Origin of the sequence: Novosphingobium sp. fls2-241-R2A-195 (assembly GCF_030209485.1) — a bacterium.
Lineage (GTDB): Bacteria > Pseudomonadota > Alphaproteobacteria > Sphingomonadales > Sphingomonadaceae > Novosphingobium > Novosphingobium resinovorum.
Window position 1 is genome coordinate 111762 of record NZ_JARVRY010000013.1, and the last position, 24217, is coordinate 135978.

Consider the following 24217-nt stretch of genomic DNA (forward strand, 5'->3'; position numbering starts at 1 on the left):
GTTCGCATAGAAGCGGCCCCATAGTGTCGTCTTCGCGATTGCAGCGATCTGCCGCAAGCCCCGCGAGCGAGTGAGGGAATACACGAATGACCTTGACCGAGGACCGGTCGGCTCCTGCCACCGACTTTTCTGCCGCCCGTCGCGCCATGATCGTCAGCCAGCTGCGCACCAGCGGCGTGAACGAGCCCTGGGTGCTGGAAGCGATGGCCGGTGTTCCACGTGAAAACTTCGTGCCCGCCGAGCTGCGCGACGCCGCCTATATCGACCGCGCCGTGCCGCTGGGCGAAGGCAAGTTCCTCGGCGCCCCGCTGGTGCAGGGCAAGATGCTGCAGGAAGCCGCTCCGGCGAAGACCGACAAGGCGCTGATCGTCGGCGACGGCGAAGGCTACCTCGCCACGCTGCTGCGTCCGCTGGTCGGCTCGCTCGACGCGGTAGCACCTGCCGCTGCCGATGAAGCCGCTTCGGGCGCATACGACCTCATCGTCATCGACGGCGCCATCGAAGTGCTCCCCGATGCCCTCTCCGCACGTCTCGCCGAGGGTGGCCGCGTGGTCACCGGCGTGACCGATCGCGGCGTGACCCGCCTTGCGGCCGGCACCAAGGCAGGCGGCGTGACCTCGCTGCTGCCGCTGGCGGAGCTGGGGATTCCCGTGCTTCCCGAATTCGCCGCTCCCAAACGCTGGAGCTTCTGAGCATGGCCCGGATCGCGTGGCGTTCCGGGCTGCTCGCGGGGGGATGTCTGATACTGACGGCCGGCGCGCCTGCGCGGGCCGACACCCTGCGCGATGCGCTCGTTTCCGCCTATCAGACCAATCCCACGCTGGAATCGGCGCGCGCCCAGCAGCGCGCCACCGACGAAGGCGTGCCGATCGCCAAGGCTGCAGGGCTACCCAGCCTCAGCACGACCGAAACTTACACCAAGAACCTGAAGCAGAGCGAAAACTCGCTCACGGCTCCGTCGAAGATATTCACGGCGGATGCCCAACTGGGCGTGCCGATCTATTCGGGCGGCGCGGTCAAGAACCGCGTCAAGGCTGCCAAGCTGCGCGTCGGCGCCGGTCAGGCCGATCTGCGCGGCACGGAGGCTTCCGTCTTCTCGCAGGTCGTCGCGGCGTACATGGACGTGATCCGCACGGAAGCGATCGCCGGACTTAACCGCAAGAACGTGGCGGTTCTCCAGACCAATCTCGATGCGACCAACGACCGGTTCCAGATCGGCAACCTCACGCGCACCGACGTCGCCCAATCGCAGTCGCGCCTAGCGACTGCGAAGAGCGACCTGCTGACGGCGGAAGCCAACCTTGCCGCCGCGCGCGAAACCTACATCCGGTTCGTCGGTCATGCACCCGAAGCGCTCGACGCGCCGCCGCCGCTGCCGAACCTGCCCGCCAACGCCAGCGAAGCGGCGACGATCGCGCTCGATGCGAACCCGGACATCATCGCCGCACGCGAACGCAGCAAGGCCGCGGACAAGGACATCGACGTCGCGGGCGCCAGCCGCCTGCCGACGCTACGGCTCTTCGGCCAGGGCACGTACAACAACTACTTCAACACGCTGGCGCGCGGCGCGGTGAACGCGAGCGTGGCGCAAAGCGATTCGTCTGCGCAGGCCGGGGCGCAGCTGTCGATCCCGATCTTCCAGGGCGGCCTTCCCGCCGCGCAGCGTCGCCAGGCACAGGCGACGGCTTCGGCCACGCTGGAGCAGGAAATCGCCACCGAACGCGACGTGATCGCGCAAGTCCGCTCGGCCTTCACCTCCTACGTCGCGTCGAACGACCTGATCCGCTCCTCGCAAGTCGCAGTGGATGCGGCGACGCTGAGCCTCGAAGGCGTGAAGGCAGAGAATTCGGTGGGTCGGCGCACGATCCTCGACATCCTCAATGCCGAGCAGGAATTGCTGAACGCGCAGGTCACGCTGGTGACGGCGCGGCGCAATGCCTACGTCGCCGGGTTCTCCCTGCTCGCGGCGATGGGCAAGGCCGAGGCGCGCGATCTGGGCCTCGACGGCGGCACCCTCTACGATCCCGACGTCAATTACGAGCGCGTGCGCGGCAAGTTCTTCGACTGGGACGACGACGATGCGCCAGTGGCCCGGTCCACGCGCACCGTTGACACGCCGGTGCAGGACGGCAACATTCCCGCTTCGCAGGAGCCCTGATCCCGTTTGCGGATAAGGACTTGGATGCGCGGGACTACAGGGATTTAGGCAGATGCGTCAGAACGGTGAACCTTCGGTCGAGGAGATCCTCCAGTCGATCAAGCAGGTCATCGCGCGCGATTCCCGCCTCGAAACCCGTACCAGCCGCACCGAACGCCTGATGCGCGAGCCGGAACCGCTCTACGCCGACGAGGATGAGGACGATGTCCTCGAACTCCAGGAAGCCTCGCAGATTACCGCAGCGGGCGAGACCGACGAAGGCCCGTTGCTGCACGATCAGGCGCGCGATTCGATGCGCGAATCGCTCGCCGCGCTCGCCATGCTGTCCGAGCCCGGCGCGCAGCCGCAGATCGTCCGTTCGGGAGAAACCTCGCTGGAGGCGCTCGCCAAGGAGCTTCTCCGCCCGGCACTGACCGAATGGCTTGACCGCAACCTGCCGGCTATGGTCGAACGCCTCGTCGCTGCCGAAATCGCGCGGATCGTCGGCAAGAAGGGCTGATGGGGCTTCGACAAGCTCAGCCTGAGCGGCGTTGAGAGGTTTACAACTACACCCGCTCACACTGAGCTTGTCGACGGGTCACGGATGAGCCTGTCGAAGCCCCATCGCCCGGACGGGCTGGACCTCAAGGCCCACACTTCCTACCTTCACCGGGTATGCCGAAACCCGATCCCGCGCTGCTCGATCCCGCGCGCTACCCGTTTTCCTGCCGCATCGAGCCGCGCTTCGGCGATCTCGACGTCAACATGCACATCAACAACGTGGCGATGGCCGGATTCCTCGAGGATGGCCGCGTGCGCTTTCACCGTGCCAGTCGCTATCGCGAGGGACTTGTCGGTCTGTCCTCGATGATCGTCAGCATCGGCATCGAATATCTCGGCGAGGCGCACTATCCCGATGCCCTGACCGTCCATACCGCCATCGAGCAGGTCGGGCGTTCCAGCCACGGCCTCGTCCAGTTGGTGACGCAGGACGACCGGATCGTCGCGTTCTCCCGCTCCACGATGGTAACGGTCGGCGAGGACGGCCCTGCGCCGATGCCAGCCACTTTCGCCAGCCAGACCGAGGAATGGAAACTGCGGCCATGAGCCACCACGCCATCGCCAAGGCCGAGGAAGCCTTCGCCAAGACCGGCAGCGACATGATCCGCCGCCACATCTTCATATGCGCCGAACCGCAAAAGGGCGAATGCTGCTCGCCCGAGAAGGGGCAGGCCGCGTGGAAGTTCCTCAAGAAGCGGCTCAAGCAGCTCGGGCTGGACGGAAAGGGCGGCGTGGCCCGCACCAAGGCGGACTGCCTGCGCATCTGCCACGCCGGGCCGGTCGCGGTCGTGTGGCCGGACGGAGTCTGGTATCACTCGTGCGACGAGGACGTGCTGGAGCGGATCATCCAGCAGCACCTCATCGGCGGCGAGCCGGTCGAGGAATTTCGCCTGCACGCGCCGGGAGGTTGAGGCCCACCCCGTCCGGCTGGTTCGCTACGCTCTCGAGCCTCCCGACCCTCCCGCAAGCGGGAGGGCTGACGCACATCTCCCCTCCCGCTTGCGGGAGGGGCAGCGAGACTTGGGAGCTTGCTCCCTAGTCGCAGCGGGGTGGGGCTGACGGCGGGCCCTTACTTGTAAGGATCATCATCCTCGAGCGGATCGACGATCGCCTCGTCATGCCCGGTCCCGCTCGACAGGAACGCGAGGCCCATCAGCGCCGAGGCCAGCAGCATGGTGAAACCGATGCCCAGCGCGGTCGCGATGTAGAAGTGGATCGAGACCATCCCGTTGGAGCGGTACAGCAGGATTATCGACCCGATCACCAGCCCGACCGTGATCGTCATCATCCAGCGCATGATGCGCAGGTAGCGCGCCCAGGCATGGGCGGCCTTGCCGGGATCGTCGAGGGGCGAAGACGGTATCATCGCGCCCTATCTGGGCCTGACGGCGTCTCATCGCAAGCATGACGTGACGAGTCCGACGCGGCTGTGATACGCTCCGCCCCGGGGGCAAGCTGCGGGAACAGAGGCTCCTTTCAGGAACAGGGAGAGCTGACGATGACCATCGGTCGAATTATCGAAGGCCGCGATGCCGTAGTCACTTGCGACGTTGCCATGACCGTGCGCGAGGCCGCCGGAATCCTCGCCGAAAAGAGAATCGGCGCAGTGCCGGTGATGGAAAACGGCGAAATCGCCGGAATCTTCTCCGAACGCGACGTAATCTACAAACTGCGCGAACTGGGCGCCGACATGCTCGACATGCCGCTCGGCCACATCATGACCGCGCTGCCCGTGACCATCGAGCCCGAAACCTCGGTCATGGCGGCGCTGTCGCTGATGACCCGCCGCCGCATTCGCCACCTGCCCGTGGTGAAGAACGGGCGCATGGTCGGGTTCGTGTCGATCGGCGATCTGGTGAAATACCGGATCGACAAGATCGAGAACGAGGCTGCCGCGATGCGGGATTACATCCAGACGGCGTAAGGGCTTCGACAGGCTCAACCTGAGCGGAGTTGGAGGTGTGGCGCCACGTCCGCTCACCCTGAGCCTGTCGAAGGGTCACCCCGAGCTTGTCGAAGGGTCAGGCCGCGCCTACATCGGACGCATGGAACAGCAGACCGTGACTCTCAGCCCCTCGGCCGCCGCGCGCGTCGCCGCGATCGCGAGCAAGCAGGGCAAGCCCGCAATCCTGCGGCTTGCCGTCGAAGGCGGAGGCTGCTCGGGCTTCCAGTACAAGTTCGGCCTCGCCGACGCCCCCGACGCGGACGACAGCGTGGCCGAGACCGACGGGGTGAAGCTCCTCGTCGACTCGGTCAGCCTCGACCTCGTCCAGGGCTGCGTCGTCGATTTCGTGGAGTCGCTGGGCGGCGCGGCATTCCGGGTGGAGAATCCGAACGCGGCGGCAGGCTGCGGCTGCGGGTCCAGCTTCTCGGTATGAAGATCTCCACCTTCAACATCAACGGCGTGAAGGCACGCCTGCCCCGACTGCTCGAATGGCTGGAGGAAACCCGCCCCGCCGTCGCCTGCCTGCAGGAGATCAAGACGCAGGACGAAGGCTTCCCCATCGCCGAGTTCGAGAAGCTGGGCTACAAGGGCATCTGGCACGGCCAGAAGGGCTTCAACGGCGTCGCCATCCTCGCCGACGGGGAAATGCCCGTCGAAGTCCAGCGCGGCCTCGATGGCGAGCCCGAGGACGAACATTCGCGCTATCTCGAAGCGCAGGTCTTCGGCGTGCGGGTCGTGTGCATCTACCTGCCCAACGGCAATCCGCTGCCCGGCCCCAAGTTCGACTACAAGCTGCGCTGGATGGAACGCCTGCGCCGCCGCATGGACGTGATCAAGGCCGAGGAAGTGCCGGCCATCATCACCGGCGACTACAACGTCATCCCGACCGACCGCGACGTTTGGACGCCCTCTGCAATGGCCTCCGACGCGCTGATGCAGCCGGAATCGCGGGACGCCTACTTCCGCCTCCTAGGAGACGGCTGGACCGACGCGCTGGCCACCCACAATCCGCGCGGCGGGGTGTGGACCTACTGGGACTATCAGGCAGGCGCCTGGCAGCGCGACCACGGCTTCCGCATCGACCACTCGCTGCTCTCGCCCGAACTGGCGGACCGGCTGGCGGCGTGCGGTGTCGACAAGGTTCATCGCGGGCGGGAAAAGGCCAGCGACCATGCGCCTGTGTGGGTCGAACTGAAGGCCGCCTGAAACTCTTCGTCATTGCGAGCGAAGCGAAGCAACCCAGGGCGGCGTAAACCGCCCTGGGTTGCTTCGCTTCGCTCGCAATGACGAACGAGAATTACCGATAGAAGATGTGGTTATCCACCTGAGCCAGCTTCGTCAGCTTGCTCCAGCGCGGCGAGACGCGCTTGGCGTGGAAGAACAGCGCACCCTTGGCCTTGCTCTTCCAGGCGCCGTCCTCGGCGATCTGGGCGATCGCGACGGCTTCCTGCCAGCTCGGAGAATTCTCGCGCACGGCGGGCATCGAACGGCCGCGGATGAACGAGAACTGCGAGGGCTGGTAGACCACGCCGCAATAGCTCGTCGGGAAGCGGCCCGACTTGGTGCGGTTGACGATCACACGGCCAACGGCGAGCTGGCCTTCCAGCGATTCACCGCGTGCTTCGAAGTAGATCGCGCCGGCAAGGCAGCGCATGTCGCGCGACATGTCGTCCGGCGTCTCCTGCTGAGACACCAGTTGCTGAAGGGAATCCGCATCGGGGGCGTCTGCTTCCTCGGTCTCGGTCTCGGCGGCGGGAAGCGCCTGTACGACCGGTTCGGAAACGAACTGCGGGGCGGGCTTCGTTTCTACCAGCGTCGGAATGAAATCCGATGCGGCGGCGCCCGAGCCCGTGGCGCCTAGAAGAGCGGTGAGAACCGTCGCGGCCAGCGCAATCGCGCTCGCCCACTCAACTTTCTTTCGCATTCAAACTTGATCAAAGGCGGTGAACCGGTCCGACACAGGCTGGAACGGAATGCCACGAAGTGACGTTCTGTTTCCGTCGAGCCTGCCGACGATTCCCCGTCTGCGTGCTAGCCGGACAAGCCGAAGTGCTGTCCGAGCCGCTTTCGCGTCAGTGAAGGGGGCCTTTAGGCTGTGGGCCGGGCAAGTCAACCCGCACCGGGTCAGGCCCCGATGAAACGTTCGGCGTCTGCGCCATCGAGTTCGATGATCCACACGTCGGGGTCCTGACGCTTGCGCCGGTCGAGGTACTCCTGAAATTCGAACGGGTTTTCAGGATCCTGAGTCTTGGAGCAGCGCCAGCGCCGGGTGCCGTCGAGTTCGGGCATCCGTTCATGAAGGCGCACATTCGATCCATTGTGCGAAAGAACGACAAGGATCGTCCCGGCGTCCTGTTCGCCTTTAGCCAGCACCGTCGCGAATCCGCCCTCGCCATTGACGCGGCGAATCAGTGCGGAAACCTCGAGGTGAGCGGGGAGGCGGGAATCCATCAGGCTTGCGGAATCGAATAGCCGGGCAGGCTGGAGAGCGCGATGCGCGATCGCATGAACGTTCCGGTGCCGCGCCCGCATTCCTCGCCGTCCTCGTCGATCAGCCAGGACTCGGCCACCAGTACGCGGCGGCGACCGCTCACCCAGCGGCCCTCGCACACGATACGGCCGCCCTTGATGGGCTTGGACAAGTGCAGGTTGAACGAGGTCGTCAGCAGGAAGCGATCGGTGACGTGAGTGTTGGCGGCGTAAAAAGCCGCATCGTCGAGCATCTTGAAATAGATGGTCCCGTGCGCCGCACCGGCCGCATGGAAACAGTCGGGCTCGACCAGGAACGTGATGCGCGCATGCCCGTCGCCGACGATTTCCAGCTTTGAGCGGAACATCTGGTTGATGGGGGCGGAGGCATAGAGCCCCTCCAGCGCGCGCCAGTGGAGCCCGGCGCCGCCCTGACTCTGGCCTTCGGCAGTGTCTTCAGGCGGCATCGCGGTCGATGACGTTGCTCAGCAGGCTGTAGAGCGCTTCGGTGCCCGGAGCGGCCAGCAGAGCTTCGTGCATGCGCTCGTCACGCATCATGCGCGAGATCGCCGCCAGAGCATGAAGATGTGTCGCGCCCGCGCCTTCGGGGGAGAGCAGGCCGAACACGAGGTCGATCGGCACGCCGTCCGCGGCTTCGAATTCGACCGGGGAAGCGAGGCGCATGAACACGGCAACGGGACGTGTCAGCCCCGCCATGCGCGCATGGGGGATGGCGATGCGTCGCCCGAACCCGGTGCTGCCGAGCTGCTCACGCTCGGTGATGCGCGCCAGCACGGCCTGATGGTCGAGACCATAGACCGAAGCGAACCGAGCCGCGAGGCGGTCCAGGATGATGTCCTTGCTGTCCGCGTCGAGGGTGATGACAGCCTCGGGCGCCAGCGAAAAAAGCCCACTCATTGCGTTTCTGATACTTGACCGGTTGCCAACATTGCATGCTCCGAAACCCCCGGCGGAAAACCGGGGGTTCGTTTCTTCCTCTCGTTGCGATCAGAAGCTGTGCGCGAAAAGCGTCAGTGCGGTTCGACCCAGCCGATCGACCCATCACCGCGGCGGTAGACCATATTATGCCGCCCGGTGCCAGCATTTTTGAAGAAGAGAGCCGTAGTATTGCGCAAGTCGAGCATCATTACCGCGTCCGAAACGGTGGCTTCGGGAACGTCCACCCGGGTTTCGGCAATGACCACCGGGGCGTCGGCTTCGAGGTCGTCCGTGTCGTTGTCTGCGACGTTCTCCTCGAAGATCGTGTAGGCGGCGTCCTCGGCCGCATTGGCATGGGCCGTCTGTTCGGAGCGGTCCTTCAGGCGGCGCTTGTAGCGGCGCAGCTGCTTGTCGATCTTCTCGGCGGCCTGATCGCAGGCGACATGCGCGTCCTGCGCCATGCCGCTGCCCTTGAGCACGAGGTTCTGCATCACGTGCATGATGATGTCGCACTTGAACGCCCCGGCCGGCGCTCGGCCGAAAGTGACGTGAGACGACAGCGCCCGATTGAAATACTTCTCGATGATCGCCGTGAGCTTGTCGTTGGCGTGGACCTGCAGGGCCTCGCCGGTTTCGACCTGGTGACCAGAGACGCGGATATCCATGGGCGTTTCTCCTTAGACTTAGAGTTCAGGCACCCCAGAGCGGGGTATCGACCGACTTGAGAAACTCTGCGTGCGCAGAGAGTTCCGCCTCGGTAGCCGCGTGGGGACGCGGCTGACGGAAAATACGGTTCTTCGTGTTGAGAACCTTGATTTCCGTCACGATCTCAGTGGTTTCTGCAGAAAGTTCGAGGCCGATCTGACGACCTCCCCGCAGTTCCACGTAAACTTGGGCAAGCAGTTCGGAGTCGAGCAGCGCCCCGTGTTTGGTGCGGTGGCTGCGGTCTATCCCGTAGCGACTGCAAAGCGCGTCGAGCGAGAGCTTGGCGCCGGGATGGCGCACCTTGGCGAGCGCCACGGTATCGACCATGCGCTCACGCGAAACCTCGGGAAGCCCGCATAGCTTCAGCTCGGCGTTGATGAAGTTGAAGTCGAAGTTGGCGTTGTGCGCCACCATCGCGCTGTCCTCGATGAAGTCGAGGAATTCCTGCGCGCAGGCCGAGAACAGGGGCTTGTCGGCGAGGAAGGCGTCGGACAGGCCGTGCACCGCCTCGGCCTCCGCAGGCATGCCGCGCTCGGGGTTGAAATAGGCGTGGTAGGTACGGCCGGTCAGCACCCGGTTGACCATCTCGATGCAGCCGATTTCCACCATGCGGTCCCCGTTTTTCGGGTCGAAGCCGGTCGTTTCGGTGTCGAAGATGATCTCTCTCATCCCTCTCCATATCTGCCTGTGCGCCCCCATGCGCAAGGGGCTGGAGCGGATTATTCGGCTCGCCTCAGCGCCTGCACGATACCGGCCACCTGTTCGCGCGTCGCATCAAGGGTCAAGCCGGTGTCGATCACGTAGTCGGCACGCGCGCGTTTCTGCGCATCGGGCACCTGAAGTGCCAGAATCTGCTCGAATTTTTCCGCAGTCATACCCGGCCGCGCGAGCACCCGGCGACGCTGTTCCCCGGCCGGGGCGGACACTACCGCGACGGCATCGAGGCCCTTTTCGCTACCCTTTTCGTAGAGCAGCGGAATGTCGAAGACGACCAGCGGCGCCTCGGCATTGTCCCGCAGGAAGTCCCCCCGCATCGCCGCGACGGCGGGGTGGACGATTCGCTCCAGAGTCGCGAGCTTGTCCTTGTCCTGGAACACGACGGCACCCAGCAGGGGTCTAACGACACCTGACGCATCCGTAGTGCCGGGAAAGGCCGCCTCGATCAGCGGCACCAGCGCGCCGTTCGGACCCTGCAGTTCGTGCACCGCCGCATCGGCATCGAACACCGGCACGTCGAGGTCGCGCAGCATCTGCGCAACGGTCGACTTGCCCATGCCGATCGATCCGGTGAGGCCCAGAATTTTCATTTGAGAATCAACTCGCGCAGAGCGGCATCGCGGTCGCGGGGAGGGCGGGCGCCGAAGAAATGCGTGAAGGCCGAGTCCGCCTGGCCGATCAACATGGCGAGGCCGTCCACCGTCTCGAACCCGGCGCCGCGTGCATCCTGCAGGAACTGCGTGTCGAGCGGACTGGTGACGATATCGTAGACCACGCTGCGCGGCGGGGCGTGGCTGAAGTCGAAGGCCAGCGGCGGCTGCCCGGTCATGCCGAGCGGGCTGGCGTTGACGACGAGGTCGAAGCACTGCTCGCGGTCGTCAAAGGCGAAGTCGGTGGCATCGGCGAAGTGGTCGAGGCCGATGGCGTGGTGCTCGCCGCCCGGCGCAAGTTCGTCGAGCATGGCGCGCGCCTTGGCCGGATCGCGGCCCGCGAGGACGATGACGAAATGCTCGTTGGCCAGCGCCGCGATGATCGCCCGCGCCGCGCCGCCGGTCCCGAGGATGCGCGCCATGCGGAACAGGTGCGTCTTCGCCAGTTCATCGCGCACCGGCTCCAGGAATCCCGGCGCGTCGGTGTTGTAGCCGGTAAGGGTGCCGTCGGACTCGCGCACGACGGTGTTGACCGCGCCGATCTGCGCAGCGAGGGGGTCGAGCCGGTCCATCAGCGGCAGGATCGACAGCTTGTGCGGCATCGTCACGTTGCAGCCGCGCCAGTCGGGATCGGCGCGGCGCTTCGCGAGATAGTCGCCGAGGTCCTCCAGCTTGACGAGGCAGTGGTCGTAGCGGCCTTCGATCCCCAGTTCGGCAAGCCAGAAATTGTGGATCGCTGGCGACTTGGACTGCGCGATCGGATCGCCGATCACTTCGGCATAGCGTGTCATCGCGTCAGGACTCCCAATCCGCGCAGCGCCGCCTGGACCTTGAGCAGCGGCATGCCCAGAATCGTGAAGTAATCGCCGTCGATCTTCTCGAACAGCTGCACGCCGCGCCCCTCGATCCGGAAGACGCCGACGCAGGCACCGACTTCGGGCCATTCCGCGTCGAGGTAACTCTCGATGAAGGCATCGGACAAATCCGCGACATGCAACTGCGCCACCGCATTCTCCGCCCAGAGCACTTCGCCATCGCGCACGAGGGCAGCCGCGCTGTGCAGCTCCATCACCTTGCCCGAGAAGAAACGCAGATGCTCGGCCGCGTTCTCCCGGCTGGCGGGCTTGTCGAACCGCCGCCCACCGCAGGACACGAGGGAATCGCTACCGAGCACGACCGCACCCGATGTTTCACGTGAAACATTCAGGGCCTTTGCTTTCGCAAGTTCCAACGCGACTTCGGGCGCGGAGGCATCGCCGAGCGCCGCCTCGATCCCGCGTTCGTCGACATGGGCGGGCTGGGCGCGGTAGGCGATGCCCGCCGCTTCGAGCATGGCGCGGCGTGAGCCGCTCTGGGATGCAAGAACGATCATGGAAAACTCTGCTAGATGGGCTTCGGGCCGACCTGGCCGGTCTGGCCCGCTGCCTTGCGTTCGTTATAGAGGTTGATCACCGCCGCAGCGGTCTCCTCGATCGAGCGGCGGGTGACGTCGATCACCGGCCAGGAATTGTCCGCGAACATGCGCCGCGCATATTTCAGCTCGCTCTCCACCGCGTCGGTCGCGACATAGTCGGTGTCGGGCGACTGGCTGAGCGAGAGCAGGCGGTTGCGGCGGATCTGGATCAGCCGGTCGGGCGCGGTCGTCAGGCCGACCACCAGCGGATGGCGCAGTCCGAACAGCATCTGCGGCGGCGGGCTTTCGACGACGATCGGGATGTTCGCCACCTTGTACCCGCGATTGGCGAGATAGATCGAGGTCGGCGTCTTGCTGGTGCGCGACACCCCGGCGAGCAGGATATCGGCTTCCTCCCACTCTTCCCACAACACGCCGTCGTCATGGGCGATGGTGAACTGGATCGCATCGACGCGCGCGAAATAGGCGTCGTCGAGCCGGTGCTGGCGGCCCGGACGTCCCTTCGCCTCCTGCCCCAGCAGCGCCTCGAGCGCGTCGGTCACCCCGTCGAGCACCGCGATCGCAGGCAGGCCGAGTTGCTGGCACCTCTCTTCGAGGCGCCCGCGCGTCTCCTCGTTCACCAGGGTGAAGAAGACGAGGCCCGGGTTCGCGGAAATCTCGCCCATGATCCGATCGAGGTGCTGCTGCGAGCGGACCATCGGCCAGAAATGCCGCAGGACTTCGCCGTCGTCGTCGAACTGCGCGAGGGCCGCCTTGGCGATCATCTCCAGCGTTTCGCCGGTGGAATCTGACAGGAGGTGCAGGTGGAAACGCGCCATGCCGGCTCAGGGCCTCCGAAGGGCAAGGGGTGTGGATATGTGGCGGCATAAACCATGGGAGGAGCCCGGTGACAACTCGGTGAAAACTCCTCAGCGGCATTTCCTGCCCGCTATGGGGATTCACCGAGTCAGTTTCTGGACAGGCGGGCCGACTCTTCCCACACCCTGTGGACAAGGCGAACAACCTTTCGTTGACTCACTCTCGTCCAAGAGTCGCATCTGACTCTTCAATCTGTTCATCCGGGGGTAAATCGGGCAAGGCGAGCCAATCCCCGATATCCACAGGGCCAACAGACTCCATCATCCTTATATAAAATTTCTATTTTTTTTGTTGGGACGTGACGCGATGCCCGGAATCCTCCTCGAAACTCTGCGCGGAAACAACGCGCGCAGGCGGCCGCTGTGGCTCATGCGCCAGGCTGGCCGCTACCTCCCCGAATACCGCGAGTTGCGCGCCGAAAAGGGCGGTTTTCTCGCGCTCGTCTACGATACGGACGCCGCCGCCGAGATCACCCTGCAACCGATCCGCCGTTTCGGCTTCGATGGCGCCATCCTGTTTTCCGACATCCTGATCGTGCCTTACGCGATGGGGCAGGACCTCCAGTTCCTCGCCGGAGAGGGGCCGAAACTGACTCCGCGGCTTGTGGACAATGCGCTGGAGGGGCTGACTCGGGTGCCTGAGCGTCTTTCGCCGATCTACGAGACCGTGCGGAAGGTTCGCGCCCAGCTTGATGACGACAAGACGATGCTCGGTTTCGCCGGTTCGCCCTGGACCGTCGCGACCTACATGGTGGCAGGCGAGGGGAGTCGCGACCAGCACGACACCCGCGCCATGGCCTATCGCGATCCGGACGCCTTCGAAGCAATCATCGATGCGGTGACTCAGGTGACCGTGGAATACCTGTGCGGCCAGATCGAGGCCGGCGCCGAAGCGGTGCAGCTGTTCGATTCATGGGCAGGCAGTCTCTCGCCCGCGCAGTTCGAGCGCTGGGTGATCGCCCCCAATGCCGCAATCACCGCTGCCGTGAAGGCGCGTCACCCCGAGACTCCGATCATCGGCTTCCCGAAGGGCTCGGGCGAGAAACTTCCCGCCTATGCCCGCGAAACCGGAGTCGACGCGGTCGGAATCGACGAGACCATCGACCCGATCTGGGCTGCGCGCGAACTTCCCCAAGGGCTGCCGGTACAGGGCAATCTCGATCCGCTGCTCCTGCTGGCGGGCGGCGAGGACCTCGACCGGCAGGCCCGCGCGGTGCTTGACGCTTTCGCGGACCGTCCCCACGTGTTCAACCTCGGCCACGGCATCGGCCAGTTCACCCCGATCGCGAATGTCGAGCAGTTGCTGGCGATCGTTCGCAGCTGGGAGCGTTGAGCGCGACGGGATTGAATTGAACCACCCTTCGTCATTGCGAGCGGAGCGAAGCAATCCAAGGCGGTTTACGCGACTCTGGATTGCTTCGCTCCGCTCGCAATGACGATTCAAGGCTTTGGTTGAGACTGGCATGACGACGCGCTAAAGGGCTTCCACCATGGCAATTCTCGCAAGTCTCTATCCCTGGCTCAAGGCCGGGCACGTCATCTTCGTGATCTTCTGGATGGCGGGGCTGTTCATGCTGCCGCGCTATTTCGTCTATCACCAGGAGAGCGATCCCGGCTCGGCGGAAGAGGCGCGCTGGGTCGATCGCGAGGCGAAGCTGCGGTCGATCATCCTGACGCCCTCGATGGTGCTCACGTGGGTTCTGGGGGTGCTTACAGCGCTTTCGATCGGTGCGTTCGATCAAGGGTGGCTTCATGCCAAGTTGCTCTTCGTGGTGGCTCTCTCAGGCTATCACGGCTGGCTGGTCGGCTATGCGAAGAAGCTGGCGCGCGGCGAGCGGCCGCTGACCGGCAAGAAGCTGCGCCTGCTGAACGAGGTTCCGGGCCTGGCGGCGGTGGTGATCGTCATTCTGGTGGTCGTGAAGCCGTTCTGAACGGAGTGAGGTTATGATAGTTTCCCTGCTTGCCGCCGCGTTGTCTCTCTCCGCGCTGCCGCAGGCGGAGCAGGACGATCTTCACTGTCTGGCCTATCTCTCGGTTGCGGCCGGGAAGGTGCAGGGGGACTTGCGGACGAAAGTGGACGGCGGCGCGCTGTACTACTTCGGCCGGATTCAGGCGCGTTCCCCGCAACTGGACATCACTGCCGCGCTGGACGCGATCCTCGAGGCGCCGGGGTACGGGGCACAGACCTATCAGGCCGACAAGGCGCGCTGTCATGCTCAGCTGGACCCGCTCGCAGGGCAGTTCGAGGCGTGGAAGGACAAGTACGAGGGCGCTCGCTAGGCCCACCCCGCTGCGACTAGCTTCGCCTTCGGCTCAGCAAGTCTCGCTCCCCTCCTGCTTGCGGGAGGGGTTGGGGGTGGGCTTTCGCGCCTCGATTTCGATTCACCCCACCGGCCTGCCGCCCTGCGGATTGACTCGTTGACCGAGCCGCCGCGAATGCGTATCTGAGCGGCGTTCCGGCAACAGGGCGCGAGCCTTTGTCTCCTGCCTGGATCTGCTTTCCCCAAGCCCATCGATCCCGCCGGCCGACACTACAAATCCATCTGGAATTCACGAAAATGCATCTCAAAGAACTCAAGAAGAAGTCATCGGCCGAGCTGGTCGAAATGGCAGAGGAACTGGGCGTCGAAAGCGCCTCCACGCTGCGCCGTCAGGATCTGATCTTCGCCATCCTCAAGGAAGTGGCTGAAGACGGCGAGGAAATCATCGGACAGGGCACCATCGAAGTGCTGACCGACGGTTTCGGCTTCCTGCGCAACGCAGAGGCGAATTACCTCGCCGGGCCCGACGATATCTACGTCTCGCCGAACCAGGTCCGTAAATGGGGCCTGCGCACCGGCGACACCGTCGAAGGCGAAATCCGTGCCCCCAAGGAAGGCGAGCGCTACTTCGCCATCACCAAGCTGATGAGCGTCAACTTCGACGATCCCGACGCGGTGCGCCACCGCGTCAACTTCGACAACCTGACGCCGCTCTATCCGAACGAACGCCTGCGCCTCGACACCCTCGATCCCACGGTCAAGGACAAGTCGGCCCGCGTGATCGACCTCGTCTCGCCGCAGGGCAAAGGCCAGCGCGCGCTGATCGTGGCGCCGCCGCGTACGGGTAAGACCGTGCTGCTGCAGAACATGGCCAAGGCCATCACCGACAACCACCCCGAGGTGTTCCTCCTCGTCCTGCTCGTCGATGAGCGCCCCGAGGAAGTCACCGACATGCAGCGCAGCGTGAAGGGCGAGGTCATCTCCTCCACCTTCGACGAACCCGCGCAGCGCCACGTCCAGGTCGCCGAAATGGTGATCGAAAAGGCCAAGCGCCTTGTCGAGCACAAGCGCGACGTGGTCATCCTGCTGGACTCGATCACCCGCCTCGGCCGCGCCTACAACACCGTGGTGCCCAGCTCGGGCAAGGTGCTGACCGGCGGTGTCGATGCCAACGCCCTGCAGCGCCCCAAGCGCTTCTTCGGCGCCGCGCGCAACATCGAGGAGGGCGGCTCGCTCTCCATCATCGCGACGGCCCTGATCGACACCGGCAGCCGCATGGACGAAGTCATCTTCGAAGAGTTCAAGGGCACCGGTAACTCGGAAATCGTCCTCGACCGCAAGGTGGCCGACAAGCGCATCTTCCCGGCGCTCGACGTCGGCAAGTCCGGCACCCGCAAGGAAGAACTGCTCGTGGCGAAGGATCAGCTCACCAAGATGTGGGTGCTGCGCCGCATCCTCATGCAGATGGGCACCATCGACGCGATGGAATTCCTGCTCGACAAGATCAAGGATTCGAAGACCAACGAAGACTTCTTCTCGACGATGAACCAGTAAAAAGGGAAGGTCCTGGGCCGTTGCCCCAGACCCCGAAATTGGCGTCGCTGCGCGTGCAGCGGCGCCTTTTTCATTTTCGAGATCGACAAAGCCAGCGATGCAAAACCTCTACGAACCATCCCTTCGTCATTGCGAGCGAAGCGAAGCAATCCAGGGCGGTTCCGAACTGCTCTGGATTGCTTCGCTTCGCTCGCAATGACGAGGTGGGTAAAGCTATTGCGCACAACCCTGCTGCACGCTCAACGCCGACATTTCCGGGGTATGGGAGTCCTGTGAGCTTGTCGAAGGGGCCCCAGATTCCCTTATCTTCCAATATCTTCAAGGAATGAGAACGGTAGACCCCGTAGTCGCCCGGCTCTCCAGTGCCCGGTGGGCCTCCGCAGCATCCGCCAGAGCGAAAGTCTGCCCGATCTTCGGCGCCAGCACGCCCGAGGCGATCCGCCCGAACAGCTTTTCCGCATTCGTCGCCAGCATTTCGGGCGTAGCGATGTAGTCCGCCAGCGTCGGCCTTGTCGCGTAGAGCGATCCGCCCCGCATCAGGTCGAGCATCCCGATGGGCGGCACCGCGCCCGAGGCGTTGCCGTAGCTCACCATCAGGCCGCGCTTGCGCAGGGACGCGATCGAGGCATCCCAGCTTGCCGCGCCGACGCCGTCGTAGACGACATGGCACAGGGCGCCGTTGGTGATGTCTTGTACCGCCGCGGGCAGGTCGGCGAATCTGCAGGACAGGGAATGTTCTGCGGGCACCTGCGCGGCCTTATCGGGCGATCCCGAGTGGGCGATGACGGTGACGCCCTTGTCGAGCAGCCAGGGCACCAGGAGCGATCCGACACCGCCAGCGGCCGAGTGCACCAGCGCGACGTCGCCGGCCTTCGCCGGGAAGGTGTCTTCGGCAAGGTAGCAAGCGGTCAGCCCCTTGAGCATGACGGCGGCCGCCACCTCCGGGGCGATGCCTTCGGGGATGCGCATGGCCTTGGCTGCGGGGATCGCGCGATGCGTGGCGTAGGCTCCGCCGTTCTGCGTCGTGCCGACGCGCTCGCCTACCGCCAGGTCGGTCACGCCGTCACCTATGGCGACGATCCGGCCCACGCTCTCGGAGCCGAGGCTAAGCGGCAGGGCATCGGGGTAGAGGCCCTTGCGATAGTAGGTATCGATGAAATTGAGCCCGACCGCTTCGGTCTCGATTACCACTTCGCCGGGAGCAGGCGACGGGATCGCGAAGTCCTCCCGCTCGATGACTTCCGGGCCACCGTGGGCGCGCACGATCATGCGATAGCTGCTGGTCATGTCCCGTCCTCTCAGCCGATGTGCGCGGCGAAGAAGGCTTCGGTGCGACCGTCGGCAAGTTCGGCGCCTACCTCGTCGCGGCGCGCACCGATCTCGGCGGCGAAGCCATGGTCGAGCCCTTCGTAGTCATGCAGCGTGACCTTCGGGTGATCGTCCAGGCCTTCGTGCATCGCCTTCTGCGCTTCGGGGCTGACGAAGTGGTCGGCGGTGGGGATATGCAGCATGAGGGGGCGGGCGATCGCGTGCTTCTCGTTCAGCATCTGGTCGATCATCACGCCGTAGTAGCCGACCGAGGCGTCGATGTCGGTCCGCGCGGCGGCCATGTAAGCGATCTTGCCGCCCATGCAGAAGCCGACGAAGCCGACTTTCTCGACCTGCTTCTCGCGGCGGATCCAGTGGATCGCGGCTTCGATATCCCGCATGCCGAGGTCGAAGTCGTGGCTCATCATATGGCCCAGCGCGGCCTGCATTTCCGCCTCTACGTAAGGGCTCAGCTCGATGCCCGGCTTCTGCCGCCAGAACGTGTCAGGGGCGACTGCGAGATACCCTTTCGCGGCCCACTGGTCGGCCTTGCGGCGGATGCCTTCGTCCACGCCGAAGATTTCCTGCTGCACGATGATCGCGCCGCGCGGCGTGCCTTCGGGAGCGGCGACGTAAGCAGGGAAGGTGCCGTCACCGTCGAGGGTGGGAATCTCGGTGTTCGTGGCCATGTCTGTTCTCCTGTTCGCTTTGCGGCGAGTAAGGCACTTGGATTGGACTTTGCCAAGCGCATGTGTCAGTCATGCTGCGATAATTCAGCGGGAGCCGAGCGATGAAGGTCAATGTCGAGGTCGAATGCTCCCCTGAAGAGGCGCGCCGTTTCCTCGGCCTGCCCGACGTCACCCGTGCGAACGAGGCTTACGTCGATGCGCTGACCAACGCGATGCAGGGCACCACCAACTTCGACCAGATGAACGAACTGGCCAAGCAGGTCGCGCCGATGGGGCAGATGGGGCTGAAGCTGTTTCAGCAGTTCCTTGAAAACGGCGTGGCCATGGCGATGAGCGGCGCCAAGCCCAAGAAGGGCGAGTAGCGTCCGCTCCGCCTCCCTGCTAGGGGAGGGTGGGCATATGGACGATACGATCTTCGCGCTTTCCAGCGGCTCTCCGCCTGCCGCCATCGCCGTAATCCGGATAAGCGGGCCGAGGGCCGGGGAGGCGCTGTCGAGCCTTGCCGGGGCCATCCCCACACCGCGGCGCGCCAGCTATAAGCGCCTGAGTGTTTCACGTGGAACAGTGCTCGACCATGCGCTTGTTCTCTGGTTTCCCGGGCCGAACACGGCAACCGGCGAGGACCTGGCCGAACTGCATCTGCATGGTGGCAAGGCCGTCGTCGCTGCGGTCGAGGGGGCGCTGGCCGATCTTCCCGGTTTGCGCCGCGCCGTCCCGGGGGAGTTCACCCGCCGTGCCTTCGCCAATGGCCGCATCGATCTTGCCGAGGCCGAGGGGCTGGCCGACCTGCTCTCGGCCGAGACCGAACTGCAGCGGCGCAGCGCCATCGCCATGGCGGGCGGGGCCTTGTCCCGGCAGGTGGATGACTGGCGCATGCGGGTGCTCACCGCATCGGCATCGGTGGAGGCGGTTCTCGATTTCGGGGACGAAGACGATGTCGCGGACCTCCCTGCCGACTTCATCGCTCGCATCGACGCCCTGGCGACCGAAGTGTCCGACTGGCTCTCGCGTCCCCGCGCGGAGACTCTGCGCGAGGGCTTTCGCGTGGTGCTGGCCGGTCCGCCAAACGCAGGCAAGAGCACCCTGTTCAATGCGCTGGTAGAGGACGAGGCGGCGATCACCGCGCCACTCGCCGGAACCACCCGTGACGTCCTGACACGCGCCGTCGCCATCGGCGGCGTGCCGTTCGTCTTCGCCGACACCGCCGGTCTGCGCGACGAGACGGACGATGTGATCGAGGCGATCGGTATCGATCGCGCCCGTGCGGCGCTGGACCGGGCTGACCTCGTGCTCTGGCTTGGAGCGGCGGGGGAGGGGCCTGACGCGGCGTGGGAAGTGACCCCGCAGATCGACACACCCTCGGCTCGCCCGAACCCGGCGGCGCGCCATGCGATTTCAGCGGTGACCGGCGAGGGCCTCGATGCCCTGCGCGATGACCTTATCGAGACTGCGCGGCACGCGATGCCGCGACCCGGTGATGCGGCCCTCAATGCGCGGCAGCATGCGTTCCTGACCGATGCCGAACTGGCCTTGCGCGCGACACGTCATGAGACCGACCCGTTGCTGGTCGCGGAGTGCCTGCGCCGCGCGCGTGTGGCGTTCGACGGGCTCGTCGGCCGGGCGACGACCGAGGACATGCTCGACGCTCTGTTCGGCGGTTTCTGCATTGGAAAATGAGCGATGTTCCACGTGGAACATGCCGAGGTGCTTTGACGTGAAATCCGCGACGCGGTAAGGCGACGTCATGCACTCCTTCGATGTGATCGTGATCGGCGGCGGCCATGCCGGCTGTGAGGCGGCGGCAGTGGCCGCCCGCATGGGCGCGCGCGTGGCGCTCGTCAGCTTCGACCTCGACGCGGTCGGGGCGATGAGCTGCAACCCGGCGATCGGCGGATTGGGCAAGGGCCATCTCGTTCGCGAGGTCGATGCCTTCGATGGACTGATCGCGCGAGCGGCCGATGCGGCGGCGATTCACTATCGCATGCTCAACCGGTCGAAGGGAAGTGCGGTTCAGGGCCCGCGCGTGCAGGCGGATCGCGTACTGTTCAAGGCGGCGATCCAGCGGCTGCTCAAGGAGCAGGGCGATCTCACGCTCGTCGCTGGTGAAGCGTCTGCGCTGGTGCTCGAAGGCGGCAGCGCGGTCGGTGTCGATCTTGCTGACGGCACCCGGCTGAGCGCGCCCGCGACGATCCTGTGCACCGGCACGTTCCTCGGCGGCACGCTGTTCCGGGGTGAGGAGCGTCTGGTCGGGGGTCGCATCGGCGAGGCATCGGCGCAGCGACTCGCCGCGCAGATGCGCGATGCGGCGCTGCCGATGGCGCGGCTCAAGACTGGCACGCCGCCCCGGCTCGACGGGCGCACCATCGACTGGTCACGTCTGGGCGAGCAGCCTTCGGACGGCGAGGCCTGGACCATGTCGCCGATGGAGCAGCGGCGCGCGGTGCCGCAGGTGTTCTGCGCGATCACCCGGACCAACCCGCGCAGCCATGACGTGATCCGCGCGAACCTCCATCGGTCCCCTCTGTTCTCCGGCGCGATCGGGGCGCAGGGGCCGCGCTACTGTCCCTCGATCGAGGACAAGATCCACCGCTTCGCCGACCGCGACGGGCATCAGATATTCCTGGAGCCCGAGGGGCTGACGACGCACCTCGTCTATCCCAATGGCATCAGCACCTCTCTTCCTGCCGACGTTCAGCTGGAAATGCTGCGCACAATGGACGGGCTGGAGACGGTGGAGATGGTCGTGCCCGGCTATGCCGTCGAGTACGACCACATCGATCCGCGCGCCTTGCGGACCAGTCTGGAACTGCGCGAGATTCCCGGCCTCTATTGCGCGGGCCAGATCAACGGCACGACCGGATACGAGGAAGCGGCCGCGCAGGGTCTGGTCGCCGGGCTTCATGCTGCGGCTTCTGTGCTCGGCCGCGATGCGCCTGCGCTCGACCGGGCGAACAGCTACATGGCGGTGATGGTCGACGACCTTACGCTGCATGGCGTCAGCGAGCCTTACCGCATGTTGACCGCGCGCGCGGAGTATCGCCTGCGTCTGCGCGCCAACAATACGACGACCCGCCTGACGCCTCTGGCAATCGAAGCCGGGGCCGTGACCGCTGCGCGCCGGGACTGGTTCGCTCGCCGCGAGGAGGCGAGGGCGGCTCTGGGCCAGGCGTTAGATGCGCCCTTGGCCTCGACTGAACTTGCGGCGGCGGGACTGCCGGTTCGCTCCGATGCCGGGCGTCTGCCGCTGCGCGATTGGTTGCGCTTTGGCGGCGTCGATATTGCGGGACTGTCGCCGTGGATCGATCCCGCCCTTCGCGCCGACGCGGATCTCGTCGAGGAGATGGCCGAGGACGCGGCTTATGCGCCTTACCTCGAACGGCAGGAGCGCGAACTTCGGGACTTGCGCGCCAGCGAAGCGCTGAGCCTTGGCGACGATTTTCCTTATGACCGGATCGCCGGCCTCTCCCGCGAGATGGTTGAGCGGCTGACTAGGGCGCGTCCCGCGACCCTGGCGGCAGCAGGGCGGATTCCGGGAATCACTCCGGCGGCGCTGGCGGCGCTGCTTGTCCATGCCCGCAGGGAGGCCGCGTGATCACGACCGAAGATGGGGCGCGCGAATGGCTGCGTGCGCTGCCCGAATGCGATGCGATGGCAATGGAGCGACTGGAACTGCTCGTCGCCATGCTGGCGGAAGAGAACCAGCGCCAGAACCTCGTATCGGCCGCCAGTCTCGATCAGGTCTGGCTGAGGCATATTGTCGATAGCGCGCAGTTGCTGCCGCATGTTCCACGTGAAACATCGACGCCTTGGATGGACCTCGGCACCGGCGCAGGATTCCCCGGACTGGTGATCGCGGCGCTTCGACCCGAATGCGAAGTCGTGATGGTCGAATCGCGCGCGCGGCGAATCGAATGGCTCGACCGCGCGCGAATCGCGATGGGACTGACTCGCGCCTCGATTGCCGGACAACGCCTCGAACTGGTCGAAAGTCGTCAGGCAGCCGTCATCTCCGCCCGTGCTTTTGCGCCTCTCGACAAATTGCTGACGTTATCCGCGCGATTTTCCACAAGTGACACCGTGTTCCTGTTGCCCAAAGGGCGGTCTGCCGGTCAAGAATTGCAGGACCTTCGCAAGTGGCGGCATGTGTTCCACGTGGAACAGTCCCTGACGGACCCGCAGGCGGGCATCATTGTCGGCACCCTTGCCGACGGGAAGGGTAAGATCGGGTGATTCGCATTGCCATCGCCAACCAGAAAGGCGGCGTCGGAAAGACGACGACGGCAATCAATGTCGCGACCGCGCTTGCCGCTACCGGGTGGAAGACACTCCTGATCGACATCGACCCGCAGGGCAACGCATCCACGGGAATCGGGGTCGGGGCATCGGAACGCGGAGCGTCGTCCTACGACGTGCTCGTCGACAAGGTGCCGGTGTCGCAGTGCGTCATGCCGACGCGGATTCCGAATCTCGATCTGCTGCCTGCGACAGTGGACTTGTCCGGGGCCGAGGTCGAACTGGTCAGCGCCGACGACCGCGCGCATCGCCTGCAGCGCACGCTGACCCCGGACCTCGGCTACGACGTCTGCCTGATCGACTGCCCGCCCTCGCTGGGCCTGCTGACGCTCAACGCGCTCAATGCCGCCGATACCCTGCTGGTGCCGCTGCAGTGCGAGTTCTTCGCGCTCGAGGGGCTTAGCCAATTGTTGCAGACGGTGGAGCGGGTGCAGCAGCGCTTCAACCCCGATCTCGGGATCATCGGCATCGCGCTGACCATGTACGACCGCCGCAATCGCCTGACCGAGCAGGTTTCCGACGACGTGCGATCGGTGCTGGGCAAGCTGGTGTTCGAGACCGTCATTCCGCGCAACGTGCGCCTCTCCGAAGCGCCGAGCCATGGGGTTCCGGCGCTCATCTACGATCACGCCTGCGCCGGCAGCCGCGCCTACATGGCGCTCGCGCGCGAGCTGATCACCCGATTGCCCGAAAAGAGGAAAGCGGCATGAACGACGACTCCATCGTGCGCTTCAGCGTACCCCAGCCCAAGGCGGGCGGGCAGAAGCCCAAGGGTCTTGGCCGTGGCCTCGGCGCGCTGCTGGGCGAAAGCCGACGCGAGGAGCCGGTCCCGGCGACGGGCGAGGGCGGCACGGTCGCTCCGACGCGCGGTGGTCTGGCGGTGCTGTCGATCTCCGACATCAAGCCCGATCCGCATCAGCCGCGTCGCTATTTCGAGGAATCGGCGCTGGAGGAACTCGCTGCGTCGATCGCGCAGCGCGGTGTGATCCAGCCCATCATCGTGCGCCCGCTCGATAATGGCCGTTACCAGCTGGTTGCCGGTGAGCGTCGCTGGCGTGCGGCGCAGAAGGCGCAGCTTCACGAGATTCCGGCGCTGGTCCGCGAATTGTCCGACCGCGAGGTCATGGCGCTGGCGCTGATCGAGAACCTCCAGCGCGAGGACCTCAACCCGATCGAAGAGGCGCGGGCCTACAACCGCCTTGCCGAACTGGAGGGCATGACTCAGGCCGAGATCGCCCGCATGGTCGACAAGAGCCGTAGCCATGTCGCCAACTTCCAGCGCCTGCTTGCTCTGCCCGACGGCGTGATCCTGCTGGTCGAGAAGGGCGATTTGTCGATGGGCCATGCCCGCGCCCTGATCGGCTGCGACGACGCCGAGGACATAGCGGTGGCTGCCGTCTCCAAGCAGATGTCGGTGCGCGACGTGGAAAAGCTGGTGCGCAAGAAGCAGCGCGGCGATGTGGCGCCCCGCCGTTCCGCACGCGCGGCGCGCAGTGGTTCGGAGGATGCGGACATCGCGGCGGTGCAGAACCATCTCGAGGAATTCCTCGGCCTGCCGGTGAAGATCAGCGCCGATGCCGATCCTTCGACCGGCACCGTGACGATCCGCTACGCGACGCTCGATCAGCTCGACCTGATCTGCCAGCGGCTGACCGGCGGCGCGATCTGAACTTTCGTCATTGCGTAAAACGAAGGAACCCAGGGCAGCTTACGCCGTC

General features: G+C 65.3%; 31 protein-coding genes. 18 read left to right on the plus strand and 13 right to left on the minus strand.

Annotation, left to right across the window (positions count from 1 at the left end; translation table 11 throughout):
* Positions 1–86: 86 nt before the first annotated feature.
* The 5 genes from QRN25_RS11410 to QRN25_RS11430 all read left to right on the plus strand — a co-directional run bounded on the left by QRN25_RS11410 (position 87) and on the right by QRN25_RS11430 (position 3609).
* Entirely contained in the window at positions 87–692 is a 606-nt protein-coding gene (locus tag QRN25_RS11410) for a protein-L-isoaspartate O-methyltransferase family protein (RefSeq protein ID WP_271182605.1), read from the plus strand.
* A 2-nt stretch (positions 693–694) separates the two neighbouring features.
* Positions 695–2158, plus strand: coding sequence for a TolC family outer membrane protein (locus QRN25_RS11415; RefSeq protein ID WP_271182604.1), 1464 nt, complete (start codon positions 695–697; stop codon positions 2156–2158).
* A 52-nt stretch (positions 2159–2210) separates the two neighbouring features.
* Positions 2211–2657: a DUF2497 domain-containing protein gene (locus QRN25_RS11420; protein ID WP_008830920.1), complete on the plus strand. Its 447-nt coding sequence runs from the start codon at positions 2211–2213 to the stop codon at positions 2655–2657.
* A gap of 155 nt (positions 2658–2812) precedes the next feature.
* Positions 2813–3244, plus strand: a complete 432-nt coding sequence (locus QRN25_RS11425; protein ID WP_008830919.1) for an acyl-CoA thioesterase — start codon at positions 2813–2815, stop codon at positions 3242–3244.
* A complete protein-coding gene (locus QRN25_RS11430) occupies positions 3241–3609 on the plus strand; it encodes a (2Fe-2S) ferredoxin domain-containing protein (protein ID WP_008830918.1) in 369 nt (122 codons plus the stop codon). The genes QRN25_RS11425 and QRN25_RS11430 overlap by 4 nt, the downstream gene beginning before the upstream one ends.
* 158 nt (positions 3610–3767) lie before the next feature.
* On the opposite strand, the gene QRN25_RS11435 is transcribed toward QRN25_RS11430, so the two are convergent.
* Positions 3768–4064 carry a hypothetical protein gene (locus QRN25_RS11435; RefSeq protein ID WP_008830917.1) on the minus strand — a complete coding sequence of 99 codons (297 nt, stop codon included), beginning with the start codon at positions 4062–4064 and terminating at the stop codon, positions 3768–3770.
* Between the two features lie 132 nt (positions 4065–4196).
* On the opposite strand from QRN25_RS11435, the gene QRN25_RS11440 reads away from it, so the two are divergent.
* From QRN25_RS11440 to xth, 3 genes are all read left to right on the plus strand, one after another.
* The gene (locus tag QRN25_RS11440; protein WP_008830916.1) at positions 4197–4622 is read left to right on the plus strand and encodes a CBS domain-containing protein; all 426 of its coding nucleotides are present in this window, start codon (positions 4197–4199) and stop codon (positions 4620–4622) included.
* Between the two features lie 121 nt (positions 4623–4743).
* The gene (locus tag QRN25_RS11445) at positions 4744–5076 is read left to right on the plus strand and encodes a HesB/IscA family protein (RefSeq protein WP_036525641.1); all 333 of its coding nucleotides are present in this window, start codon (positions 4744–4746) and stop codon (positions 5074–5076) included.
* Positions 5073–5849, plus strand: coding sequence for an exodeoxyribonuclease III (gene xth, locus QRN25_RS11450; RefSeq protein WP_271182603.1), 777 nt, complete (start codon positions 5073–5075; stop codon positions 5847–5849). Before QRN25_RS11445 ends, xth begins: the two co-directional genes overlap by 4 nt.
* Before the next feature lie 91 nt (positions 5850–5940).
* On the opposite strand, the gene QRN25_RS11455 is transcribed toward xth, so the two are convergent.
* From QRN25_RS11455 to QRN25_RS11500, 10 genes are all read right to left on the minus strand, one after another.
* On the minus strand, positions 5941–6567 hold the full coding sequence (locus QRN25_RS11455; RefSeq protein WP_271182602.1) for a cell wall hydrolase: 627 nt from the start codon (positions 6565–6567) through the stop codon (positions 5941–5943).
* A gap of 200 nt (positions 6568–6767) precedes the next feature.
* Complete coding sequence (locus QRN25_RS11460; RefSeq protein WP_271182601.1) at positions 6768–7094, minus strand: DUF1491 family protein; 327 nt, start codon at positions 7092–7094, stop codon at positions 6768–6770.
* The gene (locus tag QRN25_RS11465) at positions 7094–7579 is read right to left on the minus strand and encodes a PaaI family thioesterase (protein ID WP_036525646.1); all 486 of its coding nucleotides are present in this window, start codon (positions 7577–7579) and stop codon (positions 7094–7096) included. Before QRN25_RS11465 ends, QRN25_RS11460 begins: the two co-directional genes overlap by 1 nt.
* A complete protein-coding gene (locus QRN25_RS11470) occupies positions 7569–8030 on the minus strand; it encodes a PTS sugar transporter subunit IIA (protein ID WP_036525647.1) in 462 nt (153 codons plus the stop codon). Before QRN25_RS11470 ends, QRN25_RS11465 begins: the two co-directional genes overlap by 11 nt.
* A gap of 113 nt (positions 8031–8143) precedes the next feature.
* Positions 8144–8716, minus strand: a complete 573-nt coding sequence (gene hpf / locus QRN25_RS11475; protein ID WP_008829266.1) for a ribosome hibernation-promoting factor, HPF/YfiA family — start codon at positions 8714–8716, stop codon at positions 8144–8146.
* Positions 8717–8741: 25 nt separating this feature from the next.
* A complete protein-coding gene (gene dnaQ / locus QRN25_RS11480; RefSeq protein WP_271182600.1) occupies positions 8742–9425 on the minus strand; it encodes a DNA polymerase III subunit epsilon in 684 nt (227 codons plus the stop codon).
* 50 nt (positions 9426–9475) lie between these two features.
* Positions 9476–10063: a dephospho-CoA kinase gene (gene coaE, locus QRN25_RS11485; protein WP_271182599.1), complete on the minus strand. Its 588-nt coding sequence runs from the start codon at positions 10061–10063 to the stop codon at positions 9476–9478.
* Entirely contained in the window at positions 10060–10914 is an 855-nt protein-coding gene (locus QRN25_RS11490) for a shikimate dehydrogenase family protein (RefSeq protein ID WP_271182598.1), read from the minus strand. Before QRN25_RS11490 ends, coaE begins: the two co-directional genes overlap by 4 nt.
* Positions 10911–11495 carry a Maf family protein gene (locus QRN25_RS11495; RefSeq protein ID WP_211150741.1) on the minus strand — a complete coding sequence of 195 codons (585 nt, stop codon included), beginning with the start codon at positions 11493–11495 and terminating at the stop codon, positions 10911–10913. Before QRN25_RS11495 ends, QRN25_RS11490 begins: the two co-directional genes overlap by 4 nt.
* Before the next feature lie 11 nt (positions 11496–11506).
* Positions 11507–12355 (minus strand): pyruvate, water dikinase regulatory protein, encoded by an 849-nt coding sequence (locus QRN25_RS11500; RefSeq protein WP_008829261.1) that lies wholly within the window; start codon positions 12353–12355, stop codon positions 11507–11509.
* A 346-nt stretch (positions 12356–12701) separates the two neighbouring features.
* On the opposite strand from QRN25_RS11500, the gene hemE reads away from it, so the two are divergent.
* The 4 genes from hemE (at position 12702) to rho (ending at position 16209) form a co-directional block, all read left to right on the plus strand.
* The gene (hemE, locus tag QRN25_RS11505) at positions 12702–13727 is read left to right on the plus strand and encodes a uroporphyrinogen decarboxylase (RefSeq protein WP_271182597.1); all 1026 of its coding nucleotides are present in this window, start codon (positions 12702–12704) and stop codon (positions 13725–13727) included.
* A gap of 157 nt (positions 13728–13884) precedes the next feature.
* Positions 13885–14325, plus strand: a complete 441-nt coding sequence (locus tag QRN25_RS11510) for a CopD family protein (protein ID WP_008832525.1) — start codon at positions 13885–13887, stop codon at positions 14323–14325.
* 13 nt (positions 14326–14338) lie between these two features.
* Positions 14339–14674: a hypothetical protein gene (locus QRN25_RS11515; protein ID WP_271182596.1), complete on the plus strand. Its 336-nt coding sequence runs from the start codon at positions 14339–14341 to the stop codon at positions 14672–14674.
* A gap of 278 nt (positions 14675–14952) precedes the next feature.
* Positions 14953–16209: a transcription termination factor Rho gene (gene rho, locus QRN25_RS11520; RefSeq protein WP_271182595.1), complete on the plus strand. Its 1257-nt coding sequence runs from the start codon at positions 14953–14955 to the stop codon at positions 16207–16209.
* Between the two features lie 318 nt (positions 16210–16527).
* Here the strand turns inward: rho and QRN25_RS11525 are convergent, their stop codons facing one another.
* Positions 16528–17496 (minus strand): quinone oxidoreductase family protein, encoded by a 969-nt coding sequence (locus QRN25_RS11525; RefSeq protein WP_271182594.1) that lies wholly within the window; start codon positions 17494–17496, stop codon positions 16528–16530.
* Between the two features lie 11 nt (positions 17497–17507).
* A complete protein-coding gene (locus tag QRN25_RS11530; RefSeq protein WP_271182593.1) occupies positions 17508–18206 on the minus strand; it encodes a dienelactone hydrolase family protein in 699 nt (232 codons plus the stop codon).
* Between the two features lie 101 nt (positions 18207–18307).
* Here QRN25_RS11530 and QRN25_RS11535 point away from each other — a divergent pair, with 101 nt between their 5' ends.
* The 6 genes from QRN25_RS11535 to QRN25_RS11560 all read left to right on the plus strand — a co-directional run bounded on the left by QRN25_RS11535 (position 18308) and on the right by QRN25_RS11560 (position 24168).
* Positions 18308–18568: a DUF6489 family protein gene (locus tag QRN25_RS11535; RefSeq protein WP_008832531.1), complete on the plus strand. Its 261-nt coding sequence runs from the start codon at positions 18308–18310 to the stop codon at positions 18566–18568.
* Between the two features lie 37 nt (positions 18569–18605).
* Positions 18606–19883: a tRNA uridine-5-carboxymethylaminomethyl(34) synthesis GTPase MnmE gene (mnmE, locus tag QRN25_RS11540; RefSeq protein ID WP_285019642.1), complete on the plus strand. Its 1278-nt coding sequence runs from the start codon at positions 18606–18608 to the stop codon at positions 19881–19883.
* 67 nt (positions 19884–19950) lie between these two features.
* Complete coding sequence (gene mnmG, locus QRN25_RS11545) at positions 19951–21798, plus strand: tRNA uridine-5-carboxymethylaminomethyl(34) synthesis enzyme MnmG (protein WP_271182591.1); 1848 nt, start codon at positions 19951–19953, stop codon at positions 21796–21798.
* Entirely contained in the window at positions 21795–22436 is a 642-nt protein-coding gene (gene rsmG, locus QRN25_RS11550) for a 16S rRNA (guanine(527)-N(7))-methyltransferase RsmG (protein ID WP_271182590.1), read from the plus strand. Before mnmG ends, rsmG begins: the two co-directional genes overlap by 4 nt.
* On the plus strand, positions 22433–23209 hold the full coding sequence (locus QRN25_RS11555; RefSeq protein WP_008832535.1) for a ParA family protein: 777 nt from the start codon (positions 22433–22435) through the stop codon (positions 23207–23209). Before rsmG ends, QRN25_RS11555 begins: the two co-directional genes overlap by 4 nt.
* On the plus strand, positions 23206–24168 hold the full coding sequence (locus QRN25_RS11560; protein WP_069708610.1) for a ParB/RepB/Spo0J family partition protein: 963 nt from the start codon (positions 23206–23208) through the stop codon (positions 24166–24168). Before QRN25_RS11555 ends, QRN25_RS11560 begins: the two co-directional genes overlap by 4 nt.
* Positions 24169–24217: the final 49 nt, after the last annotated feature.